The sequence below is a fragment of the Nibricoccus aquaticus genome, from assembly GCF_002310495.1.
In the GTDB taxonomy this organism is placed as follows: Bacteria; Verrucomicrobiota; Verrucomicrobiia; order Opitutales; family Opitutaceae; genus Nibricoccus; species Nibricoccus aquaticus.
Window position 1 is genome coordinate 30,364 of the sequence record NZ_CP023344.1, and the last position, 25,075, is coordinate 55,438.

Annotated in this window: 25 protein-coding genes; 13 read left to right on the top strand and 12 right to left on the bottom strand. The window is 63.6% G+C overall.

Annotation, left to right across the window (positions count from 1 at the left end; translation table 11 throughout):
* Window positions 1-57 precede the first annotated feature (57 nt).
* Genes CMV30_RS00140 through CMV30_RS00150 form a run of 3 tightly spaced genes read right to left on the bottom strand, consistent with a single transcriptional unit; the run spans window position 58 to window position 5,031 of the window.
* Entirely contained in the window at window positions 58-1,851 is a 1,794-nt protein-coding gene (locus CMV30_RS00140) for a sensor histidine kinase (protein ID WP_096054144.1), read from the bottom strand.
* A complete protein-coding gene (locus CMV30_RS00145) occupies window positions 1,827-3,824 on the bottom strand; it encodes a two-component system sensor histidine kinase NtrB (RefSeq protein ID WP_096054145.1) in 1,998 nt (665 codons plus the stop codon). Before CMV30_RS00145 ends, CMV30_RS00140 begins: the two co-directional genes overlap by 25 nt.
* Window positions 3,825-3,882: 58 nt before the next feature.
* Window positions 3,883-5,031, bottom strand: coding sequence for an ATP-binding response regulator (locus CMV30_RS00150; RefSeq protein ID WP_096054146.1), 1,149 nt, complete (start codon window positions 5,029-5,031; stop codon window positions 3,883-3,885).
* A gap of 185 nt (window positions 5,032-5,216) precedes the next feature.
* On the opposite strand from CMV30_RS00150, the gene CMV30_RS00155 reads away from it, so the two are divergent.
* The 4 genes from CMV30_RS00155 (at window position 5,217) to CMV30_RS00170 (ending at window position 8,333) form a co-directional block, all read left to right on the top strand.
* A complete protein-coding gene (locus tag CMV30_RS00155; protein ID WP_096057528.1) occupies window positions 5,217-6,533 on the top strand; it encodes a DNA recombination protein RmuC in 1,317 nt (438 codons plus the stop codon).
* A 216-nt stretch (window positions 6,534-6,749) separates the two neighbouring features.
* Entirely contained in the window at window positions 6,750-7,160 is a 411-nt protein-coding gene (locus CMV30_RS00160; protein ID WP_096054147.1) for a TIGR03067 domain-containing protein, read from the top strand.
* The gene (locus tag CMV30_RS20010; RefSeq protein WP_138223050.1) at window positions 7,157-7,477 is read left to right on the top strand and encodes a hypothetical protein; all 321 of its coding nucleotides are present in this window, start codon (window positions 7,157-7,159) and stop codon (window positions 7,475-7,477) included. The genes CMV30_RS00160 and CMV30_RS20010 overlap by 4 nt, the downstream gene beginning before the upstream one ends.
* 25 nt (window positions 7,478-7,502) lie before the next feature.
* Complete coding sequence (locus CMV30_RS00170) at window positions 7,503-8,333, top strand: MOSC domain-containing protein (RefSeq protein WP_096054149.1); 831 nt, start codon at window positions 7,503-7,505, stop codon at window positions 8,331-8,333.
* A gap of 22 nt (window positions 8,334-8,355) precedes the next feature.
* On the opposite strand, the gene CMV30_RS00175 is transcribed toward CMV30_RS00170, so the two are convergent.
* The 3 genes from CMV30_RS00175 to CMV30_RS00185 all read right to left on the bottom strand — a co-directional run bounded on the left by CMV30_RS00175 (window position 8,356) and on the right by CMV30_RS00185 (window position 10,239).
* Complete coding sequence (locus CMV30_RS00175) at window positions 8,356-9,114, bottom strand: 3-keto-disaccharide hydrolase (protein WP_096054150.1); 759 nt, start codon at window positions 9,112-9,114, stop codon at window positions 8,356-8,358.
* A gap of 110 nt (window positions 9,115-9,224) precedes the next feature.
* Entirely contained in the window at window positions 9,225-9,746 is a 522-nt protein-coding gene (locus CMV30_RS00180; RefSeq protein WP_175414681.1) for a PEGA domain-containing protein, read from the bottom strand.
* A gap of 79 nt (window positions 9,747-9,825) precedes the next feature.
* The gene (locus CMV30_RS00185; RefSeq protein ID WP_281254871.1) at window positions 9,826-10,239 is read right to left on the bottom strand and encodes a peptide chain release factor family protein; all 414 of its coding nucleotides are present in this window, start codon (window positions 10,237-10,239) and stop codon (window positions 9,826-9,828) included.
* 87 nt (window positions 10,240-10,326) lie between these two features.
* Between CMV30_RS00185 and CMV30_RS00190 the strand changes: the two genes are divergently transcribed.
* The 7 genes from CMV30_RS00190 to CMV30_RS00220 are packed head-to-tail and all read left to right on the top strand — an operon-like array spanning window position 10,327 to window position 19,155.
* Entirely contained in the window at window positions 10,327-11,301 is a 975-nt protein-coding gene (locus CMV30_RS00190) for an AAA family ATPase (protein ID WP_096054153.1), read from the top strand.
* A 19-nt stretch (window positions 11,302-11,320) separates the two neighbouring features.
* Complete coding sequence (locus tag CMV30_RS20875) at window positions 11,321-11,743, top strand: energy transducer TonB (RefSeq protein ID WP_425437112.1); 423 nt, start codon at window positions 11,321-11,323, stop codon at window positions 11,741-11,743.
* A gap of 4 nt (window positions 11,744-11,747) precedes the next feature.
* A complete protein-coding gene (locus tag CMV30_RS00200; protein WP_096054155.1) occupies window positions 11,748-12,452 on the top strand; it encodes a hypothetical protein in 705 nt (234 codons plus the stop codon).
* Window positions 12,453-12,504: 52 nt separating this feature from the next.
* Entirely contained in the window at window positions 12,505-13,446 is a 942-nt protein-coding gene (locus CMV30_RS00205; RefSeq protein ID WP_096054156.1) for a DUF58 domain-containing protein, read from the top strand.
* 25 nt (window positions 13,447-13,471) lie between these two features.
* The gene (locus tag CMV30_RS00210) at window positions 13,472-14,680 is read left to right on the top strand and encodes a VWA domain-containing protein (protein ID WP_096054157.1); all 1,209 of its coding nucleotides are present in this window, start codon (window positions 13,472-13,474) and stop codon (window positions 14,678-14,680) included.
* Window positions 14,677-16,623 (top strand): VWA domain-containing protein, encoded by a 1,947-nt coding sequence (locus tag CMV30_RS00215; RefSeq protein WP_096054158.1) that lies wholly within the window; start codon window positions 14,677-14,679, stop codon window positions 16,621-16,623. Before CMV30_RS00210 ends, CMV30_RS00215 begins: the two co-directional genes overlap by 4 nt.
* 6 nt (window positions 16,624-16,629) lie before the next feature.
* Window positions 16,630-19,155, top strand: coding sequence for a BatD family protein (locus tag CMV30_RS00220; RefSeq protein ID WP_096054159.1), 2,526 nt, complete (start codon window positions 16,630-16,632; stop codon window positions 19,153-19,155).
* A 9-nt stretch (window positions 19,156-19,164) separates the two neighbouring features.
* On the opposite strand, the gene CMV30_RS00225 is transcribed toward CMV30_RS00220, so the two are convergent.
* On the bottom strand, window positions 19,165-19,716 hold the full coding sequence (locus tag CMV30_RS00225; RefSeq protein WP_096054160.1) for an NUDIX hydrolase: 552 nt from the start codon (window positions 19,714-19,716) through the stop codon (window positions 19,165-19,167).
* 110 nt (window positions 19,717-19,826) lie between these two features.
* A complete protein-coding gene (locus CMV30_RS00230) occupies window positions 19,827-20,405 on the bottom strand; it encodes an LOG family protein (protein ID WP_096054161.1) in 579 nt (192 codons plus the stop codon).
* Between the two features lie 76 nt (window positions 20,406-20,481).
* Here CMV30_RS00230 and CMV30_RS00235 point away from each other — a divergent pair, with 76 nt between their 5' ends.
* Window positions 20,482-21,369: a glutamate--tRNA ligase family protein gene (locus CMV30_RS00235; RefSeq protein ID WP_096054162.1), complete on the top strand. Its 888-nt coding sequence runs from the start codon at window positions 20,482-20,484 to the stop codon at window positions 21,367-21,369.
* Window positions 21,366-21,896, top strand: coding sequence for a molybdopterin adenylyltransferase (gene mog / locus CMV30_RS00240; RefSeq protein ID WP_096054163.1), 531 nt, complete (start codon window positions 21,366-21,368; stop codon window positions 21,894-21,896). The genes CMV30_RS00235 and mog overlap by 4 nt, the downstream gene beginning before the upstream one ends.
* Before the next feature lie 17 nt (window positions 21,897-21,913).
* On the opposite strand, the gene ribF is transcribed toward mog, so the two are convergent.
* The 4 genes from ribF to rbfA are packed head-to-tail and all read right to left on the bottom strand — an operon-like array spanning window position 21,914 to window position 25,001.
* Window positions 21,914-22,858 carry a riboflavin biosynthesis protein RibF gene (gene ribF, locus CMV30_RS00245; protein ID WP_096054164.1) on the bottom strand — a complete coding sequence of 315 codons (945 nt, stop codon included), beginning with the start codon at window positions 22,856-22,858 and terminating at the stop codon, window positions 21,914-21,916.
* Entirely contained in the window at window positions 22,855-23,580 is a 726-nt protein-coding gene (gene truB / locus CMV30_RS00250) for a tRNA pseudouridine(55) synthase TruB (RefSeq protein WP_096054165.1), read from the bottom strand. Before truB ends, ribF begins: the two co-directional genes overlap by 4 nt.
* 9 nt (window positions 23,581-23,589) lie before the next feature.
* Window positions 23,590-24,606 carry a DHH family phosphoesterase gene (locus CMV30_RS00255; protein ID WP_096054166.1) on the bottom strand — a complete coding sequence of 339 codons (1,017 nt, stop codon included), beginning with the start codon at window positions 24,604-24,606 and terminating at the stop codon, window positions 23,590-23,592.
* A gap of 2 nt (window positions 24,607-24,608) precedes the next feature.
* The gene (gene rbfA / locus CMV30_RS00260) at window positions 24,609-25,001 is read right to left on the bottom strand and encodes a 30S ribosome-binding factor RbfA (protein ID WP_096054167.1); all 393 of its coding nucleotides are present in this window, start codon (window positions 24,999-25,001) and stop codon (window positions 24,609-24,611) included.
* Window positions 25,002-25,075 lie beyond the last annotated feature (74 nt).

Here is a 25,075-nt window from a genome sequence, read left to right on the forward strand (position 1 = left end):
CCAACGATCTTCTTACGGTTCGCGCTCGCGCGACAACGCTCCGACTACGCCCGCGTCTCACCACTGCCGGATCGACAACGAAATCTCTGGCCCATTCGTCCCCGTGCCCGCATCGATCGAGCCGCCGTGCAGATGGACAATCTCCTTCGCGATAAAAACTCCGATACGCCCGTGCGTCGGCGTCGCTCCCGGCTGCGGCGCTGGCAAAATCCCTTCGAGCGCCAGTCCCGCGCCGCGAATCGACAACACCGCCGCCAGATTTTCTCCCGCGCCCGAAGTCCGCAGCGACATCACTAGATCGCGTTTGCCGAGACCCGGCCGGTTTTCCGCGATGCTTTCCAAAATCGATTCCAGCCCGAACTCGATGAGCTTCGGCGCCACATCCAGCAGGATTTCCTGAGAGCCTGTTTCCACCGTCACACCGCACTTCCGACCCACCGAGTGAACCAGCGCGCGCAGATCGATGCTCTCCGCCTCCACTTCGCTGAACGTCGGCAGCGACGCCAGATGCCGGTTCACCGCTTCGAGCGAAGCGATGTCGCGCTTGATCGCCGCAAGCAGCACCGGCGAATTCGTCTCCGCGCCCGGATTATGCCGCAGCGCCGCAAGCGACACGAGCGAGTTGCCCAGTTCGTGATTCAGCGTGAGCGCCAGATCGTGCAACAACGCCAGCCGCTCCGCCCGCGCCCGCCGGTGATGCTCCTGCAACTCCGCCGTCGCATCCTCCCAGTTCACCCACACACCCTGCGTCTCCGCGATCATGCCCGCGCTCGCGCGATAGTGCTGCCCCGCTCCCGGCACGATCCGCCGCGTGACGCGCAGCTGCCTCACCTCGGCGATCAACGCGCGCACCGCCGACGGCACCGCCTCCGAAGGCATTTCCCCCGCACCTAAAATCAAAGCCCCTGGCAGATATTTCCCCGCCAGCTGCCAGCGATCGCTCGTCACCGGAGCGCCCGCACGAGGCGCAGCCGTCAGCATCTGCCGCAACAAACGCGCGATCCCCATCGCCCGCGCGCGATCCGCCGCCTCATACGTCTGCCCGTCATCGCGCAGCCCCAGTCCCATCCAGCCGGCCAGCCGCCCGTTGTCGTGCAGCGGCACGATCAAGCGCACCGACCACGCAGCCATGCGCTGCCGTATCGACAACTCCACCACGGGATTCAGGCTGTCCGGCCAGTTAACCCCGTCGATCACCACCGGATGATGCGCCAGATACTGACTGAGCGCGTCCGTGTTGGCGCAAAAATGATCGCCCCGGTCCGCCCGGTAGCCCGCGTCTTCCCTGAGAAAAAATACCACGTGCGCAGTCCGCAGAGCCCGTTTCGCCATGCGCCGGAACTCGCCCAAGAGATCCTCGCGGCTTCCCGCCGCTTCGACCGCGTCGCCCATCCAGTCCCACCACGAATCCACCGCCTCGCGGCTGCGATCCTCCGCGCGCGTCGAAAAACTCCCCGCGACCGCTTGCGGCTTCTTGTCCCACAGCAAACTCGCGGTCGCTCCGCGCGTCGCGATTTCTTCCATCAGCGGCAAAAACTCCCCCAGCCGCGTGTGGCTGTCTTCACGGCTCAGACACACCCGCGCCGCGCCGGTCGTCTGCGCCAGACGCTCAAAAACTTCTCCCTGCTGGTCTCCGACAAAAACCATCGGCGCCTGCACACACGCCCGGGGTAATTCCCCCACGACCGCTTCCTCCACCACCACAATCATCGGCAAGCCCGGAGGCAAAATCGCCTCCCCTTGCACAAGTTCGCTCAACGTCACCACCCTCGCTCCCGCCGGTACAAGCACCCACCACGCCCGAAGTAATTCGGGATCATGCGTGGCTAAGAGATAGGTGGTGGCGGACATGGCAGGACGATTCTAAAAGTCGCTCCCCGCCCGGCTTCGGGCGGATCTGCGGTGATGCTGGCCTGCAAACTAGAGAGGATGTCTTTGCAAATTGCTAGCCCTAAGCCGAACCCACTCGATTTAGTTGATTGAAATGGCTGAAACAGCCGCGCCCACGCTTCCGGTGCCAGTCCCGGCCCGCTATCTTCGACAGCAATCTCCACGTTATCAGCGACTTTCCGTGTTTTAAGACGCAGCCAACGCTCTCCTGTATGCCGCTCTAGGGCCTGAATCGCATTAAAGCCCAGATTCAACATAACCTGCTTGATTGCATTCGGATCAGTAAAAACTTGATCCGACTCCGCCTCGAACTCCACCAATAGCCGCACACCCTTATCTTCCGCCTTGGCAGCCATCAAATCTAGGCACGACCTCAACAATGGATGTGCTTCAACCTCGCGTGAGCTGAAAACCCTAGGAGCCGACAAATCCAGCAACTGCTCCGTCAACCGATCGATCCGTCCCACTTCATCGCCGATCAGCCGGAAAAATTTATCTCGAAATGTCGGTTCCTGATAATGATTCGGCAGCAGCTGCACAAAGGTTTTGATCGAGACCAGCGGATTGCGGATCTCGTGCGCGATGCTCGCCCCCAACAATCCCACCGTTGCGAGCTGCTCCGCATGCTGCGCCTTCATCAGATAGTGCGCGCGCGACAGCGAGTTCTCGATGATCGCCGCCAGTTGCAGCAACACCCCGACCTCTGGGTATGTATACGGCCGCTGCGATAGCGGCACACTCAATCCCACCACGAGCGCAGGCGACGGCCCGATACTCGCCGCGATCACACCAAACCCGTGCTTCTCCAGCAGCCCCTGCAACGCCAGGCGCTCCGCCGTCGGTTTCTCCCGCGCCAGCCGCTCCGGCGTCACCCAGCGCAGCGCACTCAGCGCCTTCATCTCCGGCGAATCCACCGCGAACTCCAGTCCGTCTCCCGTGAGCCGCCCATGCGAGCCCATCAAAATCACCACGCGCTCACACCCCGCCCACTCCTTCAATAACTTCACGAACGCCTCCTCCATCGCATCCGGCCGCAACTCTTCACGCGCCACCTCGAACGCCGCATGACGCACCCGGTTGCCCTTCGTCTGACGTTGAAACAGCTCCTGCATCCACGGCGAAATCTCAGCCGCAAACCAAAGCCCGAAAGCCAGCGCCAGCACGAACGCCACCGTCGGCCCCACGAACTGCGCCCCCAGCTGCTCGATGCCCCACACGAACAATCCCACCGTCGCCACGAGTCCGATACGCTCCAGGCAGAGCGCGAGGATATGCCGTGCGTCCAGTACCCGCGTCGTCACCACCGCCCACACCGTGCCCCCGCAGCACACCATCACCGCCAGCGGCATGAGCCTCAACAACCCCGGCGCCACCAGCCACGAATCGATCAACACCATCGACAGCCCGCAAAACGCCGCCACCGCCCCGCCCAGCATCAACACCTGCAGCTCCAGCCTCCGCCCGCCCTGCAATCCCCGCATCGCCCAGAACGTCTGCCCCACCAGCCCCACGCAGCCCGTCAGAAACAAAACCGCGTACGCATAATACGCCGCCCCATAAACCGTCCTGCCTGACCCCGCATCCACACCCACGAAATGCCCGCCAAACGTCACCGCCGCCAGCGCCGCCCAAAAAACCAGCCACGGCCACGAAGCCGCCAGCCGCGCGCCCGGCGTCATCACCGGTTTCAACACCGCCGACTTCAACAACCACAACTGCCACACGAGCCCCGCCGCCACCATCGCCGCCCGCTGCCTCCACTCGATCCCCGGATTCCCCACAAACGCGAAATGCAAACACCCCAGCCACACCGCCAGGTGTGCACATGTGCTCAACACCATCCGGTTGAGCAGCCGTCGCGGATTAACGCATACCGCCGCCACACCGATGATCAGTGCCGCGATGAGCGCCCAGAGTGCCGTGCTAAAAGTCATCGCCAGATCACCGCTTCATGCGCCCCGCGCCGTCAACGCCTTTGCCCGCGTCCCGCGCTCACGTGCGCGCCAGGGGGAACACGATCCGCATCGTCGTGCCGCGCTTCGGCTCGCTCTCCAGCGTAAGCGTCGCGCCATGCGCCCCGAGCAGGTGCCGGCAGATCCCCAGCCCCAGCCCTGTGCCGTGCGTCTTCGTCGTGAACCCGCCCTTAAGCGCCTTGCGCGCCGTCTCCGCGTCCATCCCCGCGCCATTGTCCGTCACACAAATCTCCAGCTGATCCGCCGTCTGCGTGAAACTCACTGCGACCTTCGTCGCCGCCGCCTCCAGCGCATTCTTCAGCAGATTCTGAAACACCCGCGTCAGCTCGAACTGCGAACCCCGGATCATCGCGCTCTTCAAACCCGAGAACTGGATGATCGCGTTGTTGAAAAAGATGACCTCTTTCACTTCGCGCACCAGCCCCACCAGATCCACATCCGTGAACTCCGTCGCCTTCCGCGTCGTCTGCTTCCAGTTGTCCGCGAGGTGATGACAATACTCCGAAGCCCGGCTCACCACATCCGCGTAGCTGCGCAACTTCTCCGCCTGCTCCGGATCGCGCCGCGCCGCCTTCTTCGCCTCCTGCACCAGCAGCGACGCGTATCCAATCATCACCGTCAGCGGATTCGCCAGATCGTGAACGAGCTCCACCGCCGCCCGCGCCTGCCAGATGTGCGGCTCCTTCTCGACGATCTCGCGCTTCAACGCCGCGTTCATCGACTCCATGTTCCGGTTGAGCTGCGTCTGATGCCGCCGCTCGCCCGACGCCTGCGCTTGCTTACGCACTGCTTCCATCAGCTCCGCGATATCCGGCGGCTTTCTCAAATACTGGTTCGCACCATGCACCATCGACTGCTGCGCCGTCTGCAAAGTCCCATACCCCGTCAACATCACCACCGACACATCCTTGTCGTACTCGCGGATCGTCTGCAGCGCCTTGATCCCATCCATCTCCGGCATCCGGATGTCCAATAACACCACGGAAAACGCCCGCTCCTGAATCCGTTTGATCCCCTCCGACGGACGTTCTGCCGTCACCACATCGAACTCCGACGAGAGCGTGTAGGCGATGGATTCGCGTGGCCCGTACTCGTCATCGACGATCAGGACCAGGGGTTTTTCGATCGTGTCCACCGGGGCGGCGGACGAAGCGGCTTCCTTGAACATATTTGGGCTTACAAAAGCGGCCGGGGCGGACCGCTGCGCTGGCGTTAAAAAAGGCAGTCGGTATCTGCCTCTGCACACAGTGCGTGTCAAGGGGCGCGGCGGTCATCTCGCTAGAGAAACACACTGCCACTCTCGCCAGCATCGCAGCATTGCCACGCCCGCCACCGCCGCAAAACCTCCGCCGCGTGATCTCCGCGCTCATCGCCCTCGCCGCCGCCGCCCTCGCCGCTCTCCTCGTCTGGCTATGGGCCTCCGCCCGCCAAAGCACTCTTCACGAACGCCTTCGCGCCCGCGACGACGAGTCCACCCGCCTCACCTCTGACCTCGCCACCACCCGCGCCGACCTCGCAAAACTCTCCACCCTCAACACCCGCCTCACCTCCGATCTCTCCGCCGAACGCGCCGCCTCCGAGGAAAAACTAAAAACCTTGGTCGACGCCCACACCCGCCTCACCTCCGAGTTCAAAGCCCTCTCCGCCGACGCCCTGAAAAGTAACAACACCGCCTTCCTCGAACTGGCCAAAACCTCCCTCGCCCAGTTCCAGCAAAAAGCCGAGGGCGACCTCGCCGCCCGCCAGCAAGCCATCGACCTCCTCGTCAAACCGCTCAAAGAGTCGCTCGAAAAAGTGGACACCAAGATCGGCGAACTCGAAAAAACCCGCGCCACCGCCTACGGCCAGCTCGGCCAGCAACTCGAAGCCCTCGGCTCCGCCCAACTCCGCCTCCAGTCCGAGGCCTCCAAGCTCTCCACCGCCCTCCGCTCCACCAGCTACGCCGGCAGCTGGGGCGAGCTCCAGCTCCGCCGCGTCGTCGAGCTCGCCGACATGCTCCCCTACGCCGATTTCGCCGAACAGGAAACCTCCGGCGCTCTCCGCGCCGACCTCGTCGTCCGCCTCCCCGGCGGCCAGCGCATCGTCATCGACGCCAAAACCCCCGTCCAGTCCTACCGCGACGCTCTCGACGCCACCGACGAAAACACCCGCGCCGCCCGCCTCGCCGACCACGCCCAAAAAATCCGCGGCCACATCGACGCCCTCGGCGCGAAAAACTATTGGGAGCAATTCCAGCCCGCCCCCGAATTCGTCGTCCTCTTCATCCCTGGCGACCATTTCCTCACCGCCGCGCTCCAGACCGACAGCTCCCTCCTCGAACGCGCCATCGCCCGCAAAGTCCTCCTCGCCACGCCGATCACGCTCATCGCCCTCCTTAAAGCCGCCTCCTACGGCTGGCGCCAGGAAGCCGTCTCCAAAAACGCCGACGAAATCTCCCGCCTGGGCCGCGACCTTTACGACCGCGCGTCCAACTTCGCCGACCACCTCGAAAAAATCGGCCGCGGCCTCGAAGCCGCCGTCAAAGGCTACAACTCCGCCGTCGGCTCCTTCGAAACCACCGTCCTCCCCGGAGCCCGCAAATTCGCCGAACTCGGCGCCAAAGGCACTAAGGACCTCACTGCACCGTCCGCCGTCGAAACCGGCCTCCGCGATCTCACCAAACGCGCCTGACCAATTCTGTTGTAGGCGGGGTGCCCCCACCCCGCTTTCCGCGCCATCACGCGCAACTCCGAATCCAGACCATCGCTCGTGCGATACCACCTCGACTACGCTGCCGCCCATCCGGTTTGTCTCTGTGCCATCTGTGGTTAAAATTCCCCCTCTAAAAGGTCATCTACTGCACACCCACGACCCTCCATTTTCTCCACCAACCGTTCGTTCCTACTCATGTCCGACACCACCGCCGCAACACCGCACTCCCTCGACGGCCTCTGGCAACCCACCCGAGCCGAACTCTCCGGCGAGTCCGCCCCGCCCATGGTCCTCGAGCGCATGACGCTCACCCTCCGCGCCGCCCGTTACACCGTCCACTTCGGCGGCGAGATCTCCGACCGCGGCACCTTCACCCACGTCGCCTCCGAACCTCACGCCACACTCACTCTTCGCGGCGAAGAAGGAGCCAACGCCGGCCGCACCATCCCCGCCATCTTCCAACTCGTCGGCGACCGCCTCCGCATCTGCTACGGCCTCGACGGCCAACTCCCGTCCGCCTTCGTGACGTCTTCCGACTCCCGCCTCTACCTCGTCACCTACCGCCGTAGTTCGCCCCGAGCACTAACTTCCCTGACACCCTCTTGAGCAGAATAAAAAATCGAGTATCTCAGACGCTTAGGATAAGCTTCGCCGTCGTCATTCTCCTTACAGGCATCAGCTTTTTCGTCACGGTCGCAAGCGGCCTGTCGCACGGAAAAATTGTCGCAGTAAAAACAAAAGGGAGCACCGGACGGGACATCCTCATCGTGAAATCCCAGGACCCATCGATGTATTGGGGAAATGTAGTGATCCATTTTTTCAGCGGCGTCACCATATCGGCGTTCGGAATATTCTGTCTGATCAAAATTCATAGCGACGCCAAGACCATCAGCCCGCCCAAGCCAACATCTCCTAAGCGTTAATCATATTAGGACTGCCCGCTCCCCGATGCACGTCTCCGGCCTCTTCATCTACCCCGTCAAAAGCTGCCGCGGCATCGCCCTCACCACAACATCGCTCGACACCCTCGGCCTCACCGGCGACCGCCGCTTCCTCATCGTCGACGCCGACGGCAAATTCATCACCCAGCGCACCCACCTTGCGCTCATCCCCATCACCACCGCACTCGACTCCACCCACCTCACTCTCACTCACCCAAAACTCCCCGCCCTCCGCGTCCCACTCACCGCCTCAACTAACGCCTCCACCAACACCACACCGCCCGCGTTAATCTCCGTCACCGTCTGGGGCACCACCGGCCTCCAAGCCGAAGACTGCGGCCCCGCCGCCAACGCCTGGATCAGCGAAGCCCTTGGTCAACACGCCCGCCTCGTCCGCATCGGCCCCGCCTTCCACCGCCCCGTCGGCGACCTCGGCGACGCCACCGGTTTCGCCGACGGCTATCCACTCCTCGTCATCTCCGAAGCATCCCTCGCTAACCTCAACGACCGCCTCATCGAGCGCGGTGACGAGCCCGTCCCCATGGACCGCTTCCGCCCCAACCTCGTCATCTCCGGCAGCGACGCTTTCGCCGAAGACACCTGGCCCCGCCTCCGCGTCGGTGAAGCCACCTTCCGATCCGCCGGTCCCTGCGCCCGCTGCACAGTGACGACCACCGACCAGCTCACCGGCGAACGCACCCCCGAACCCCTCCGCACCCTCGCCACCTACCGCCGCGATCCGCTCAAAAAATCCAACGTCAACTTCGGCCAGAACCTCATCAACGAAACGAAGTCCGCCACGCTCCACCTCGGCGACACCGTCACTCCGCTCGCCTGATCTCTTCGCTTTCTTCGCCCGCTCAAAACGTCTTCAGCCGCACGTTCCGATATTCGACCTTCATCGGCGGACCCGAGTGAACCTGCACGCCAATAAATCCCTCCACCGGATGATTCGCCTCATCGTCATCGATCACGACACACATCACGCGGCCATTGATGATGTGCGTGAAAACATTCCCCCGCGCGATCAAGTGCACTGAGTTCCAGCCATCCGTGATCGCCTGCGCCAGCTCCGCTTCCTCGCCTGTCCGCGCCAGCAGTGTCGGCGGACGCCCACCCGTCACCCGCGACACGCCTCCCCGCACACCGAGAAACAACCGCCCCTTCTCCTCATAATTTCCGCCAAAATACTGCTTCCGCCCATCGATATCCAACTGCGGCCCGCGCATCGCGAATGCATTCGCCGGTGTCACTTTATCCTCCGCCATCACGCTCCGATAGTTGATGCCGCTGTTACCCCGCTCGCTGATGCGACACTCCAGCCTCAGTTCAAAATCCTTCGGCCGTCCACCCTGCCACACGAGAAACGTATTACTCTTCATCAACGTCTCCGGCGTGATCTCCCCAACGATCGCACCGTCCTCCACACGCCAGTAAGTTTTATTCCCCTCCCAGCCGTTCAGCGTCTTCCCATCGAAGATCGGCTGAAACCCCGGCTCCTCCTCCGTCAACGCCACCGGCCGGTCGCTTTGCTTCGGCGCATAAGGCACCGCCGGTTGCTGTGCGAACAGCGTGACCACCCAACCGGAGAACAACGCCACCAAGGTAAGACGAATCATAGGAGAAATTGAGGTGTTTAACTAACTCTACAACACGCCGTCATAAACAACCGCGCGCTTCACCAACAGCCCACTCCCGATCCCGTCACAACCTTCCGGCCATCGGAGCGTCACCTCACCACCCGCGTCGCCCCTGCCGTCGTGAACCGGATCTCCGTCGGCACCTTGTCCAGCGTCGTCAGAACTTCCTCCACCGTCTGCGACGACTGCGCTTCATTCGCCGCGATAAACCGCACCTTGATCGACACCTGCTCCTTAAGGAATCCCCGCCCATTCGCCTGCACCACCACGCGGCACGGCGTCTTCCCGCACGGTTTGCCATTCACCACCACCGTCGCACCCGCCGGCTCTGACTCCACCATCAACGCATACTCGCCCTCCCTGAGCGCGGGCACCGTCGGCCCCGCCGGCCTCGGTTTCGCCGACGGCCCAGGCTTCTTCCGCATCACCGGCTCCGTCACAACCGGCTCAGCCACCACCGCGGGCTCAACCGCTTTCATCTCAGCGAGCGGCTCTGCGTTCACCGGCTCGCGTGCCGGCGCTAGCGACTGGCCTGCACGCGGCGTACTCGCGCAACCCGCGAAAAACGCAGATCCGCTCAACAGACAAAAAACAACCAGTCTAAAAATCATGGGGCGTGTGATAAGGACCGCCAAAAATCCCGCAGTTCCCTCCGCGCAACGCAACTCCCGCCCGGCCCGTCCGGCACTTTTATTCATCGCTCACTTTCCCCCGCAGCCCTTTCACGCCCGCGCGCTGCCGCTTCCCCGCCACTTGAATCGCCTTCTGTCTCCGGCTCTTCGGCCGGTTCTTCCGCTTCGCCTTCGCCATCGCCTGCTGGCGTTCCCGCTCCGCCGATTTCAGCCGCTCCAATAATTTCTCGCACAATTCCGCCCACGCCAGCTCCCGATTCGCCGCCTGTGAACGCTCCCGCTGCACGCGCACTTCCACACCCGTCGGCTCATGACGCAGATGCACCGTGGACGACGTCTTGTTGATTTTCTGCCCGCCCGGCCCCGACCCGCGCACAAACCGCTCCGTGATGTCGCCCGGCAGCACGCCCAGCGCATCGAGCTTGTCTTGAATTTGGGTTGGTAACTCCATCTGCCCGCGTTTTTTCTCCACGAAACTCTTTCAGCGCAAGCGAGTCCTACCCGCCCTCCACCCTTCCGCTCCGGTTTCACCCTTCACTCTTCACCCTTCACTCTTCCCATGCTCACCGGTCCCACTTGGTCTCAAAAACTCCGCGAAGAAATCGGCAAAGCCGTCATCGGTCAGGACGCCGTCGTCGAGCGCCTGCTCGTCGCCCTCCTCGCCAACGGCCACGTCCTCCTCGAGGGCATGCCCGGCCTCGCCAAAACCCTCCTCGTCAAATCCCTCGGCACCGCCCTCGGCGTCCAATTCGAGCGCATCCAGTTCACGCCCGACCTCCTCCCAAGCGACGTCGTCGGCACCATGATCTTCCAGCCCAAGACCGGCGAATTCACCGCCCACCGCGGCCCCATCTTCGCCAACCTCGTCCTAGCCGACGAAATCAACCGCGCCCCCGCCAAAGTCCAAAGCGCCCTCCTCGAGGCCATGCAGGAACGCCAGGTCACCATCGGCGGCCAGACCATCATCCTCCCCAAGCCATTCTTCGTAATGGCCACCCAAAACCCGGTCGAACAAGAGGGCACCTACCCGCTCCCCGAAGCCCAGACCGACCGCTTCCTTTTCAAACTCCTCGTCGATTATCCCACCGCCGACGAAGAAACCCAGATGATGTCCCGCTGGGGCCAGGTCACCAAACAACCCGCCCTCACCCCCGTCTCCTCCGGCGAAGAACTCCTCTCGCTCCGCACCGAGGTCGACAAAATCCACGTCGCCCCCGCCGTCCAAGCCTACATCCTCGCCCTCGTCCGCGCCACCCGCGCCCTCGCAATCGACCCGAAGAACCAGCTCAACCCCGGCGTCCGCCACCTCTCCTTCGGCGCCTCACCCCGCGCCTCGCTCGCCCTCTTCCAAGCCAGCCGCGCCCTCGCCTGGCTCCGCGGCCAGGACTTCGTGAACCCGGCCCTCGTCCAAGACATCGCCCCCGACGTGTTGCGCCACCGCATCGGCCTCACCTACGAAGCCGAAGCCGAGGAAATCACCACCGACAAAATCGTCGCCGGCGTCCTCGACCGCACCGCCGTTCCGAAGCTCTAATTTCAGAGAGTGGTCAATGATGCGAATACTGGCCATCGTAGGCATCTGCACTGTGTGTGGCTGTTCCCAGCCTCGCAAAGTGGAGCTATGGCCAAACACAGGTGGAGGGATCAGCTATGGAACGCCAAGTGTTGAAGTGACGCTGAGTAACCTCACCAAAGTAGATCGTGCGCCTTCTCCGACCACTCCACTAGAATTGCTTTTCGTTTTTCCGCCCGAGTCAGCGGCATGGTTGGGTATGCCCTGCTCTGTAACAGCCGAAATCTCCATTCGATCCGATGGCACTGTGGACTCCGTGAGCGTAACGAATTCGTCCCGAAAAGAATTCGAGCATCTTGTTCAGTCCGCCGCCATGAATGCTCGTTTCACGCCTGCAATCCTGGGTAACCGACCTGTGAACTGCGTCGCTGAATATAGGTTCAGTTTTAACGGAGCACGCTAACGCCATGAAGTCCCGCTGGCTCCTCATCACCCTGCTTCTGGCGTTCCCCTTCGCCTTCGCGTTCTTCCTGACCGAAGCCCGCCTCGGCCAGCAACGCACCGCCCGCCGCGTCCTGGTTATCCCTCCGCCACCAGCCGCCACCACCGCCGTCGAATCCGCACCTGATATAAGTCCTTCCGGTCCCATAAGCCCTATTGGACCTATCTCCGAAAACCCCACGCCATCCACCGCCCCCGTCGCAGTCACCCCGCCTCCCTCAATCGTACCGAGCGAAGCGACAGGATCTACAAATCGAGAATCCAAAATCGAAAATTCCGCCACGCTCCTCGAAGGCACCGTCACCAAAGAATCCGACGCCCTCGTCTACGAATCCGACGCCAAGCTCCAGCTCCCCAACAACCTCTTCCTCTCCTCGCCCACCGGCGTGATGGTCTCTGACGAACAGCAAAAAATCTTCGCCGGCGACATGCAGCTCCTCTCCACCAAGCAGACCATCTCCGCCAACGAAGCCGTCCTCACCCTCCAACCCGACGGCGGCTCCGTCCTCACCTCCAAAACCCTCAGCATCGCCGCCAACGACAACTCCACCCCCGCGATGGAACTCAAAGGCGACAACCTCACCCTCACCATCCCTGCCTCAAAAAAATCCGCCGTCCCCGCCTCCGAAACACTTACCGCCACCGCGTCACCCACCACGTCCACGCCTTAACTTCGCTCCGACCTTAGCGCCTTCGCGTCTTTGCGATTCAACTAACCACCGCATGCCGTCCGCCCCCGATCAACCCGCCGCCCCCCTCCAAAACCCGCTCGCCCTCCTGCGACGGCTGGAGTGGCGCGTGCGGCACGCCGTGGAAAACGTCCTCAGCGGTGAGTACCGCTCCGCCTTCCGAGGACGCGGCATGGAGTTCGATCAAGTCGTCAAATACGCCTTCGGCGACGACGTCCGCGACATCGACTGGAACGTCACCGCCCGACTCGGTGAACCCTACCGCAAGAAATTCGTCGAGGAACGCGAGGTCACCTTGATGATCGTCCTCGAGGACACCCCCAGCCTCCAGTTCGGCTCCGGCGCGCAATCGAAACGCGAAGCCCTCCTCGAACTCGCCGGCCTCGTCATGCTCCTCGGCGCCGTTAACCGCGACCGCGTCGGCTGCATCCACGCCTCGCCCACCGGCTACACCTTCCGCGAACCCGTCCGCGGCCGCGGCCCCATCCTCCACGCCGCCGCCACCCTCCTCAGCCAGCCGCCGCCCGATCTCTCAACTCTCAACCCTCAACTCTCAACCGGATCGCCATCGCCTGCGGCGACGGCGATCCCTTGGCGCCTCATCTCCAAAACCGCCCCCAAGCACAGCATCCTCATCTGGCTCGGCGATTTCGCCGCCCGCCCCGCGCCCGACGGCTGGCCGCTCATGCAACGCCGCTACCAAACGATGGGCTTCCGCGTCGACGACCCGTGGGACCGCGAACTCCCCGCCGGCGATTCCTTCGCCGCCTACGATCCCGTCAACGGCCGTCTCGTCACCATCGAAGGCTCCTCCGCCGAACGCGCCGCCCACGCCGAATGGCGCGACACCCGCGACACCTCCTTCCGCGCCCTCTTCCCCGATCCTCAAAGCCGCCTCGTCGTCGGCACCGACGAGCCCCGCCTCGAAGCCCTCGTGAAATTCTTCCACCGCCGCATGGCCGGAAGCTCCCGCTAACCAGTCAACCCACCAACCACCCACGATGCTCCCCGCCTCCGACATTGGTCACTGGTCATTGGTCACTGGTCATTCCCTCACAGCACCGTTTTCGTCCCTCGCCCTTAGCTCCGCGCCCTTCGCCCTCATCCCTCCCATCGACCTTCCCTCCGGCCTCCGCCTCGAATCCCCCATCTGGCTCTTCGCCCTCCTGCTGATCCCCTTCGCTATCTGGCTCCGTTCCCGCCGCTCCGTGCCCGTTTTGCTGATACCGTTCGCCGCCGCCTGGCACCGCCCCAGTCTCACGCAAATCTCCCGCTTCCCGGCCATCCTCGCCTGCCTCGGCCTCGTCGCGCTCACGCTCGCCCTGGCCCGCCCGCAACGCGTCGAAGACAAACGCGAAGTCCGCTCCCAAGGCTACGACATCATGCTCGCAGTCGACCTTTCCGGCTCCATGCGCGCCGAGGACTACGAACGCGACGGCCAGCGCATCAACCGCCTCCAGGCCATCAAACCCGTCATCCAGGCCTTCATCAACCAGCGCCCCAACGACCGCATCGGCATCGTCATCTTCGGCGGCCGCGCCTACACCCTCGCCCCCCTCACCTTCGACCACGCCTGGCTCCAGCGCCAGATGGAGCGTATCCGCATCGGCATGATCGAGGACAACACCGCCATCGGTGACGGCCTCGGTGTCGCCCTCACCCGACTCGAGCAATCTCAACGCGAATCCGGCGGCCGCCGACAGGGCGCGTTTGTCGTCCTCATGACCGACGGCGCCAACCGCACGGGCAACATGACCCCGGCCCAGGCCACCGAGATCGCCGTCTCCCGAGGCGTCCCTGTCTACACCATCGGAGCCGGCCGCGACGGCTTCGCGCCTTATCCTATACTCGACGACCAAGGCCGTCCCACCGGACGCTATCAACGCCAGCCGTCCGACCTCGACGAAGGCACCCTCCGCCGCATCGCCACCGCTACCAACGGTCGCTATTTTCGTGCCGACGACATCCGCACCGCCGAAAACGCCTTCGCCGCCATCGACCGCGCGCAGAAAATCGAATTTCAGGCCAAGTCCTACCTCCTCACCACCGAGCTCTTCCACTGGCCCGCCATCCCCGGCCTCGCCCTCCTCACCCTCGCGGCTCTCCTCATCCGCCAGCGCTCCGCAAGATCGTCCTCCGCTGGAGGCGCGGTGCCCTCACCGCGCACAACCGTCGCAACTCCCAACGCTACGCCAGCCTCCGCCCGATGACCTTCCACTGGCCTCTCCTCCTCTGGCTTCTCGCGCTCCCGGTCCTCTGGCTCGCCTTCGACCTGCTCCGCCTCCGTCTCCACAAATCCACGACAGCCGCCTCCCCGTCGAAAATCATCCAGGCCGAAGCCACCCGTAGCGCATTGGTCATTGGTCACTGGTCATTCCAGCGCGGTTTCGCGAAACCGCGCTGGCGCTTCTGCCTCGGCCTCGCCTTCGCCATCGTCGCCCTCGCCCGCCCGCAATGGGGCCGTCTCGATGAACCCGTCTTCGACCAGTCCCGTGAAATTCTCATCGCGCTCGATCTCTCGCGCAGCATGACCGCGCCCGACGTGAAGCCCAACCGCCTCGACCGCGCCAAGCTTCTCATCACCTCCCTCCTTGAACGCCTCCAGGGCGAACGCGTCGGCCTCGTCGTCTTCGCCGGCACCTCGTTTCTCCAGAGCCCGCTCAGCTCCGACTACGAGATCCTCCGCGACTTCCTCCCCTCGCTCAATCCCGACTTCCTCCCTCAAGGCGGCAGCAACTACCAAGCCCTCCTCGAGACCTCCCTCGAGTCTTTCGGCACCGAAGCCGCCGCCGACCGCTTCCTCATCATCCTCTCCGACGGCGAAGCCACCGACGACAACTGGAAATCCCTCACCGACGGCCTGAAAAAAAAATCCATCCGCGTCCTCGGCCTCGGCATCGGCACACCCGAAGGCGCCATGATCCCCGACAGCACCGGAGGCTTCATCAAAGACGAGCGCGGCGCCGTCGTTCTCTCCAAGCTCGAACCCCGCACCCTCCAGGAACTCGCCGAAACTACCACCGGCCTCTACACCGATGCTTCTTCCTGGGTCGATCTCGCCCAGATCATCGAGTCCACCGTCGATGCCGGTCGCAAAGGCGCCTTCCTCGAACGCAACCGCGTCCGCCTCGCCGAACGCTTCCAATGGGTTCTCGCCCCCGCATTACTCCTCTTCGCCTGGAGCTACTGGCGCGAATTCCCCGTCCGCCCCCGCCCCCGCGACATCCACTTGAAAACAAAAACTCCCTCCGATGTAGGCGGGGTGCCCTCACCCCGCATTCCAACCGTCGCTAATCTTATCACGCTCACTCTCACGCTTGCGCCACTGGTCATTGGTCACTGGTCATTCGCGGCGGAAGCCCCTTCCGCCGCCACTTCGCCGGACCCGGCGACGGCCATCGCCGCCCCCCTCAGCACCCTCGTCGGCAGCCTCGCCTCTCGCGAATCCCTCGCCGCCCGCGACTGCGCCCAGATCGCCACCACCACCATCACCTACGGCGAACGCCTCCAGTCCGCCAAACACCCCGTCCCCGAAGGCCCGATACGCGACGCCCTCCTCGCCGTGGACCAGGGCGAAGCCACCGACGCCAAAGCCGCCGACTGGCCCGACCTCCGTGCTAAACTCAAAAAATTCCTGGAAAAACCCGAAGACCCGCAGAAGAAGGACGACGAAAAAAAACAGGACGAGAAAAAAGACCAGCAGGACAAACAGGATAAACAGGATAAGCAGGACCAGAAACAATCCGGCCAGCCCGACGACAAATCCGAACAGGACAAAAAAGATCAGCAGCAAAAGTCCGACTCCCAGAAATCTGAAAACCAGCCCCAGTCGCAGCAAAACCAGCAGCAACAACAAGACTCCAAGCCCGGCGAAAAATCCAACGAACCGCCCAAGGAGCAGCAATCCGCCTTCGGCAAAATGGACGAAAAGCCACCCGAGCCAAAAACGCCGCAGGAAGTCCCCCAACCCTCCGAAGAAACCCAGAAAATCGGTGGCACCCCCGACAACAAATCCACCGCTCCCGTCGATCCCTCACTCTCCGTCCCGCTCCAGAAACTCGATCAAGTCCGTGAACTCGATTCCCCCGGCCGCCTCTTTCAATTGATGCAAGACCCCAAGGCCCGCCCACCGAAAACCGGCAAAGACTGGTAATCCGCCATGCAACGTATCCGCATTTCTCTCTCGCTCGGCCTCCTCGTTTTCCTCGCCGCCTTCGCCCGCGCCCAGACCGTGCGCTGGGAACCCGCCAGCGGCAGCCTGGCCCACAATCAAACCAGCGAGCTCTCTCTCATCTTCGAAAACTGCGAGCCCACCGCCGCTCCCGAGATCCCCGCCATCCCGGGCCTCACACTCCAGCGCGGCGGCGAGATCCGAAATACCTCCATCATCAACGGCCGTCGCTCGGAAAACGTCACGTGGATGTTCGCGGCCCGTCCCTCCCTGAAGCAGCGCATCTCCATCCCGGCCTTCGGTGTCGAGACCGACAAGGGTCGGCTCACCGTCGCCCCCGCCACCTTCGAAGTCGGAGAAGCCACCATCGGCGGTAATCTCTCCCTCGAATCCGTCGTCACCGCCCGCTTCCAGACGCCTCGCGAGGTATGGGCCGGCGAGATTTTTCCGATCACGTACAAGCTCAGCACGCTCCGCCGCTATTTTCATTCCTTCGGCAGCTATCTCGAATGGCCTCCCGCTCCTTTCGTCATCGAGGACTGGAGCAAGGGAGAACTGAAAGAAGCCGTGATCGCAGGAGAAAACCACGTGGTGCTCGAGCAAAACACCCGCGCCCTCGCCCGTACCACGGGCACTGTCACGCTCAACGCAGGCAACCAGCTCGTGAACGTCATCAAAGGCACCGACATGTGGGGCCGCGCCAACCTCGACCAGTTCGCCGTCACCAGCGACCGCCCGTCTGTCACCGTTAAGCCACTACCCACCGGCGCCCCCGCCGCCTTCAACGGCGCCGTCGGCCAGTTCACGCTCCAATCCAAAATCGTCCCCGTCAGCGCCAACGTCGGCGATCCCATCACCTGGACACTCACGCTCTCCGGCGCAGGAAACTGGCCCGACCTCCCCGGCCTCCCCGCCCGCGAAGCCTCCAAAGATTTCCGCGTCGTCCAGCCCCAGGCCAAACGCACCAACAAAGAGGGCACGCTCTTCGAAGCCACCCTCGTCGAAGACGTCGTCCTCATCCCCACCAAACCCGGCACCTACACCCTCGGCCCCGTCACCTTCGCCTACTTCGATCCCGCCAAAGGCACCTACCAGACCGCCACCGCCCCGCGCACGACCGTCACCATCGCGCCAGCCGCCACCAGCGCCCCCACAGCCTCCACGCAAAACACGCCTGCCTCCACAGCCAGCGCCGCCACACCCGCCAAAACCCTCACGCCTCCCGCCGCACCCGCCGCCATCCCGCGCGACCCGCTCCCCGGCTCCGCCGAAGCCCCGCTCCCCCTCAGCCCGCGCACGCTCCTGCTCGCCGCCCTCTCGCCGCTCCTTCCGCTCCTCCTCTTCTGGTTCATCCTCGCCCTGCGCCGCGCCAAACAAACCGACCCTCTCCGCCCTCAACGCGAAGCCCGCGCCCGCCTCGCCGCCACGATCGCCGAACTCCGCACCGCCAAAGACCGCGCCCAGATCGTCGCCCTCCTCCAAGCCTGGCAACGCGACACCGCCGCCCTCTGGCCCCTCGCCCGCGCCGTCCCCTCCGCCACCGACTTCGCCGCATCCGATGGAGGCGCGGTGCCCTCACCGCGCGTGCCCGATTCATCCTCCCCTTGGTCCACCCTCTGGCTCGAAGCCGAACGCTGTCTCTACCGTTCCGATACACCGCTCCCCGCCGACTGGACCGCCCGCGCCGAAGCCGCCCTCGCCGCCCGCCCGGTGAAATCCTTCAGCGCCTTCTCCCTCTTCCTCCCGCGCAACCTCCTCCCCTTCGCCGCCGCCCTCGCGCTCGTCCTACTGTCTTTCCCCGGCTCTCTCTCCGCCCAAGACGCCGCCAAAGCCGCGTACGACCGCAGCGACTTCACCACCGCCGAAAAAACCTGGCGCGACCAACTCGCCAAAACGCCGACCAACTGGATCGCCCATCACAACCTCGCCCTCGCCCTCGCCCAGCAAAACCGCTGGCAGGAAGCCGCCGCCCATTCCGCGACCGCCTTCGTCCAACACTCGTCCGACGCCTCCGTCCGCTGGCACCTCGCACTCACGCTCGATAAAGCCGGGTACGCGCCCACGACGATCTCCGCCTTCATCAACCCATCGCCGCTCCACAACCTCGCCCGCCGCTTCTCCCCCGCCGAATGGCAGCGCGTGATCATCGCCGCCTCCGCCCTCGCCGCCCTCGCCCTCGCACTCGCCCTGCTCCGTCTCCACGGCTCCTGCTCCCGCGCGCTAAAACCCGCTGCCTGGACCCTCGCCCTCCTCTCGCTCCTCGTCCTCGCCACCGGCCTCCTCAGCCTCCGCCTGTATTCGCCAACCAGCGACCTCCGCGCCGCCCTCGTCTGGAAACAAACGACTCTTCGCTCGATCCCCACCGAAGCCGACACCGCCCAGAAAACGACGCCACTCGCCGCCGGCTCCATCGCCGTCATCGACAAAACCTACCTCGGCTGGTCCCGTCTCGCCTTCAAGAACGGTCAGACGGGCTGGGTACGTCACGAAGATCTCCGTCAGCTTTGGCGCTAAGCTGCTGACTCAGCAGTCAGCGGTCTTCCGCGCCATCCTTAGCATCGACTCCTCCGTGCTGAAATCGCTCATCCGCGCGATCTCCACCCAGCGCAGATCTTTCGATTCCTGCGTGATCACCAGCGGCTCCGCATCATCCGCCTCGATCATGAAACGCACATCATAGTGCCAGTGCCCCGGCTCACTTTTCCGCTCCGGAATCCAGTGCCGGTCCACATCGAAAATCTCTGGAGTCACCAGACGCAGCCGCGTCAACCCTGACTCTTCCTGCGCCTCGCGCATCGCCACACCCGCGATGTCCAGATCCCCATCCGCGTGCCCGCCCAGTTGAACCCAGATTCCCAGCTTTGCATGATGCGTCAGCAGCGTCCGTTTCCGCTCCGCGTCCACAATCCACGCCGATCCCGTCAGATGTCCGACCGCCAGCGAACGCTCCGCGCACCACGGATTCTCCTCCACGAAGCGAATCATCTCCCCCGCCATCGCCGCCTCGTGCGCATCCAATCCCCGCGCCGCATGCGCCCGCAACTTCCCCAACAACACTTCCCTCGGATCGTTCATAAAATAGTCTCACTCTTCGCCAAACTTGCACGCCCTCTTCGCCCACGCCCGCTTTCGCGTCTCTGTGCTCTCTTTGTCATAGCTCTGTGTTCTCTGTGCCCCACTCCGGCTCATTTCGTCTCGAACCACTTCGTCTCCGCCTTCACCACGCCGCCCTCCAGCTGCTCGAAAATCTCCGGCACCGTCTTCGCCACCGAGAACAATTCCAGATTCGACGGCTTGTTAAATTTCTCCGCCACCATCCGCCGGAAAAAACTCAGCAGCTCATCATAGAAACCATCCTGATTCAAAAACACGCACGGCTTCCGCAGCACATCCAGCTGCCGGAGCGTGAGGATCTCCATGATCTCCTCCAGCGTCCCCCAGCCGCCCGGCAGTGTGAGGAACGCATCGGCCCGCGTTTCCATCAGCAGCTTACGCTCGCGCATCGTCACCACCGTCACGAGTTCATCCGCCTCGGTGAACGCCAGCTCCTTCACCTTCATGAATTCCGGGATCACCCCGATCACCTGCCCACCCGCCTGCTTCACCGACCGCGCCACCGCGCCCATCAACCCCGTTTTCCCTCCGCCATAAACCAGTCCCCACCCGCGCCGCACCATCTCCCGACCGACTTCCTCCGTCGCCGCATAATACTTCGGATCGAGCCGATCACTGGAGGAACAATAAACGCAAAGCAGCTTGGACATACCTCCTCAAAAACCACGCCCGCCTCCTCATCGCCACTAATTTTTGGCTGATACTTTCCCCCATCCGTGCCCATCTGTGCCATCCGTGGTCAAAAACTCCTCCACCTATCGCGGCCGCCTCGCCCCCTCGCCCACCGGGTATCTGCATCTTGGGCACGCCCGTACATTCTGGATCGGCGCCGAGCGCGCCCGCCACGCCGGCGGCGCCCTCATCCTCCGCAACGACGACCTCGACTCCACCCGCTTCCGCCTCGATTTCGTCGACGCCATGCTCACCGACCTCCGCTGGCTCGGCTTCACCTGGCAGGAAGGCCCCGACCTCGGCGGCCCGCACGCGCCCTACAACCAACAAGCCCGCCGCCCGCTCTACCGCGACGTCCTCGAAAAACTCCACGCCGCCCGCCTCATCTATCCCTGCACCCGCTCCCGCCGCGACGTTCTCGAAGCCGCCGGCGCCCCCCACGAAGGCTCTCCCGACGACGAGCCCGTTTACCCCGACTCCTTCCGTCCGCCGCTCGACGCACCGCTCCCACCTCTCCCCGCGCCCGATCAACCCATCACGACCAACTGGCGTATCCGCGTTCCGGATGGCGAAACCGTCTCATTCACCGACAACCGCCTCGGTCTCCAAAGCGCCGTCGCCGGCCGCGACTTCGGCGACTTCCTCGTCTGGCGCAAAGACGACGTCCCCAGCTACCAACTCGCCTGCGCTGTCGATGACGCGACCATGCACATCACCGAAGTCGTCCGCGGCGACGACCTCGTCCGCTCCACCTTCCGCCAGCTCCTCATCTTCCGCGCCCTCGGCGTCACGCCGCCCGCCTTCTATCACGCCCCGCTCATGAACGACGACAACGGCGTCCGCCTCGCCAAGCGCCACGACGCCCTCAGCCTCCGCGCGATGCGTGAACAGGGCGTCAATCCCGCCGCCATCCTCGAAAAATTCTCCGCCTCTCTCACATGACCCTCGTCAAAATCGGCGTCCTCAACATCTCGGACCGTGCCAGCGCCGGCATCTACGAAGACACGCCCGGCAAAGCCTGTGTCGCCCTCCTTCGCGAGTGGCTGGTCACACCTTTCGATGTCGAGTACCGCATCATTCCCGACGAACAGCCGCAGATCGAAGCCGCGCTCCGTGAACTCGCCGACAATGCCGGCTGCGCACTCATCGTCACCACTGGCGGCACCGGTCCCGCCCTGCGCGACGTCACCCCCGAAGCCACCGAAGCCGTCTGCGAAAAAATGCTCCCCGGCTTCGGCGAACTCATGCGCGCCACCTCGCTCAAGTATGTCCCCACCGCGATTCTCTCACGCCAGACCGCCGGCATCCGGGGAAAAACGCTCATCGTCAATCTCCCTGGCCGCCCCAAAGCCATCCGTGAAAACCTCGAAGCCGTCTTCCCCGCAATTCCTTACTGCATCGACCTCATCGGCGGCCCGCGTCTTGAAACAAACGCCACTGCAATGAAAGCGTTCCGGCCTGCCTCCTAGCCTGCACGCCTGCTCCGTCAGAATCCAAAAAACGCCGCCGCTTCCTGCCGGTCCTTCGAAATCTGATCGGTCAGCCCCGAGATCGACGAAAACTTCGTCTCCGGCCGGATGAATTTCAGCCACTCCACACGCACCGAATCACCTTCCACAAACGGACAATCGACGAGCAGGTGCGCCTCGATGCGCGGCTGATTGCTGCGCTCCACCGTCGGGCGCAGTCCGTAATTCGCCACCGCCGGCAAAAACGCATCCTTCGATTTAGGTCCGCTCACGCGCACCGCATACACGCCGAAACGCGGACGCAACGCCGGCTCCCACGCTATGTTCAACGTCGGAAACCCGATCGTGCGCCCCAGCCGTTTCCCCGCCGCGACCACGCCATCAGCGAAGTACGTGTAACCGAATAACTCATTCGCCTCTTCGATCCTGCCCGCCTCCAGACAGGCGCGGATGCGCGTGCTGCTGATCGGCTCGCCATTGTGATTGATGCGCTGCGCGCTCACCACGCCGATATGCTGCTTCTTCCCCTCCGCCACCAGCATCGCGATATCACCGCGTCGTCCCTGACCAAAGCGCCAGTTCTCACCAACGTACACCGTGCTCAACGTCGGGAGCTTTTTCTTGAGATACGGCAGCACCCACTCCGCCTCAATGGCCGCAAACTGCGGCGTGAACGGCTGCGTGATCACCAAGTCCACGCCCGTCTCGCCCAGCAGCCGCGCGCGCAACTCCGGTCCTGCGATCAGCCGCGTGGCCTTCTCCGGATTGAACAACGCGCTCGGGTGCGGCCAGAACGTGAGCACGCCCGCCAGCCCGCCGCTGCGGCGTGCAGACTGGATCGCCGCGTCGATCACCGCGCGATGGCCGAGATGCACGCCGTCGAACATGCCGATGGCCAGATGCAACGGGCGCGCGGGCAACTGCGCGTGATCTAATCCATCGATCTGCCGGGCGGTGTTCACAGCGCGAAGGTCGGAACCGCGTCACGCACCGGCACGAGCCGTCGCTCCAGCTCAGGAGTGGAAAAAGCCTGGATCTGCTCCAGCGTCAGACATTGCGAGATCGTGAACTTGCCCGTCGCCGTGCGCCGCAACGACGAGAGATGCGCGCCGCAGCCAATCTTCTGGCCCAGATCATGCGCCACCGTGCGCACATAGGTGCCCTTCGTACAGCGGAGCACGAAGTCGATTTCCGGCGAAGCGAAACGCGTCATATCGAATGACGACACGCGGACGAAACGCGGCTCGCGTTCCACTTCCTCGCCTTTGCGCGCCTGTTTATAGAGCGGTACGCCATCGATCTTGATCGCGGAAAACATCGGCGGGAGCTGGTACTGATCGCCCACAAACGTGGCCATGAATGCCTTCGCTTCCGCCTCCGTCAGTGGCGGCACCGGCCGCGTCTCCAGCACTTCGCCCTCGGCATCCTGCGTGTTGGTCACGCTGCCGAGCTTGATCGTGCCAATGTACTCCTTGTCCAGGCTCATCAGGTACTGCGACGCCTTGGTCGCTTTGCCGAGCAGCACGACAAGTACACCCGTCGCCATCGGATCGAGAGTGCCCGCATGGCCGATACGGCGCATCTTCAGAATGCCGCGAAGACGAGCGATGACGTCATGCGACGTGTGATCGGTGGGTTTATCGACGAGGAGCACGCCCTCGAGTTCTTTAGGCTGAACGAGCATCGGGAAAAATCAGGAAGCGGACTTTGCAGTTTTCGAAACGTTCGCGATCTGCGCCGCGAGTGCGCCGAGGAGCTTCGGGCGGAACTCCGCCACCGGAATATTTTTAAGATTAAGCCCCGCCGCGCAGGCATGGCCGCCACCGCCGAATTGGGCGGCGACTTGATCGACGCGGTAGATCGGGTTCTTGCAGCGCAAACTCGCCTTGATCGCGCCTGAGCGTTCCTCGATGAGCACGCCGATCTCCACGCCATCGATGGCGCGCGCATAATCCACGAGCCCTTCGGTGTCTTCGACGCTCGTCCCCGTCTCTTGAAAAATACCGTCGGGCAGCGATCCGGTGCAAACGAGCCCGCCACAATCGAGCGTGAGCGAGGCGAGAAACCGCTGAAGCAGCTGAAGTTTTCCGAGCGATTCGCGCTCGTAGATTTCACCGCCCGCTTCGGACGGACTCGCGCCAAGCGCGACGAGTTCGGCCGAGAGCAGAAACGTGCGATGCGTGGTGGAGTTGAAGCGAAACTGGCCGGTGTCCGTCATGATACCCGCGAAGAGCGCCTTCGCCGCGAGCGCATCGACCGGCAATTTGTTATCGGCAAAAATTCCCGCGAGAATCTCAGCGGCGGCGGCGGCACCGGCGTCGATGAAGTTGTGCTCGGCGTAGCCGTTATTCGAAAGATGGTGATCGATGTTCGCGAACGGCTTCGGGAAACGCTCGCGGGCTTTGTCACCCGCGCGACCGGCATCCGCGCAGTCGACCCACAACGATACCCAATCCTCAGTAGCCGGGACTTCATGCGGACGCACGAAACTCAAATCACCGACGAGATACTCCAATCGACGCGGCACCGGATCGGTGTTCACGCAGATCACCTCGTGCCCCAGCGCGCGTAGCACGCGCGCAAGCGAGACTTGTGAACCGATGCAGTCGCCATCGGGCCGGGCGTGGCCGACAACCGCGAGACGACGGCCTTTGAGCGCGGCGAGCGTCCGTGCGAATTCAGCGGAGAGCGCGGGAAAGTATTTCTCCACGATCAGGCATTCCCCTTTTTATCGTCAGCCTCCGGTGCAACGGCGGGCTTCGCTTTTTCCTTCGCATCGATCTCGTCCAGAATGCCGAGGATGCGGTTGCCGCGCGCCGTGGAAATATCGAGCTCGTAGGTAAACTTCGGCATGTGCTTCAGCACGATCGTGCGGCCGAGTTCGAAGCGGATTTCCTGAGAGTTCTTGCGCAGCCAGCGGAGTTTTTTCTCGGCCTCGTCGTCGCCACCGAGCACGGAGACATAGACTTTGGCTTCGAGCAGATCAGGCGTGACATCGATCGAGGCGATGGTGATCGCCAGGGACTCGGCCTGATAGCGCTTGCGGAGGATGCTGCTCATCTCGCGCTGGATGAGTTCGTTTACGCGAAGGGTGCGGTTGGACATGGCGGCGGGAGTTGAGGACTCAGGATTATTAAAAAAGGAACGGGCGCAACGCGGAGGCGCGGCGCCCGTGATCT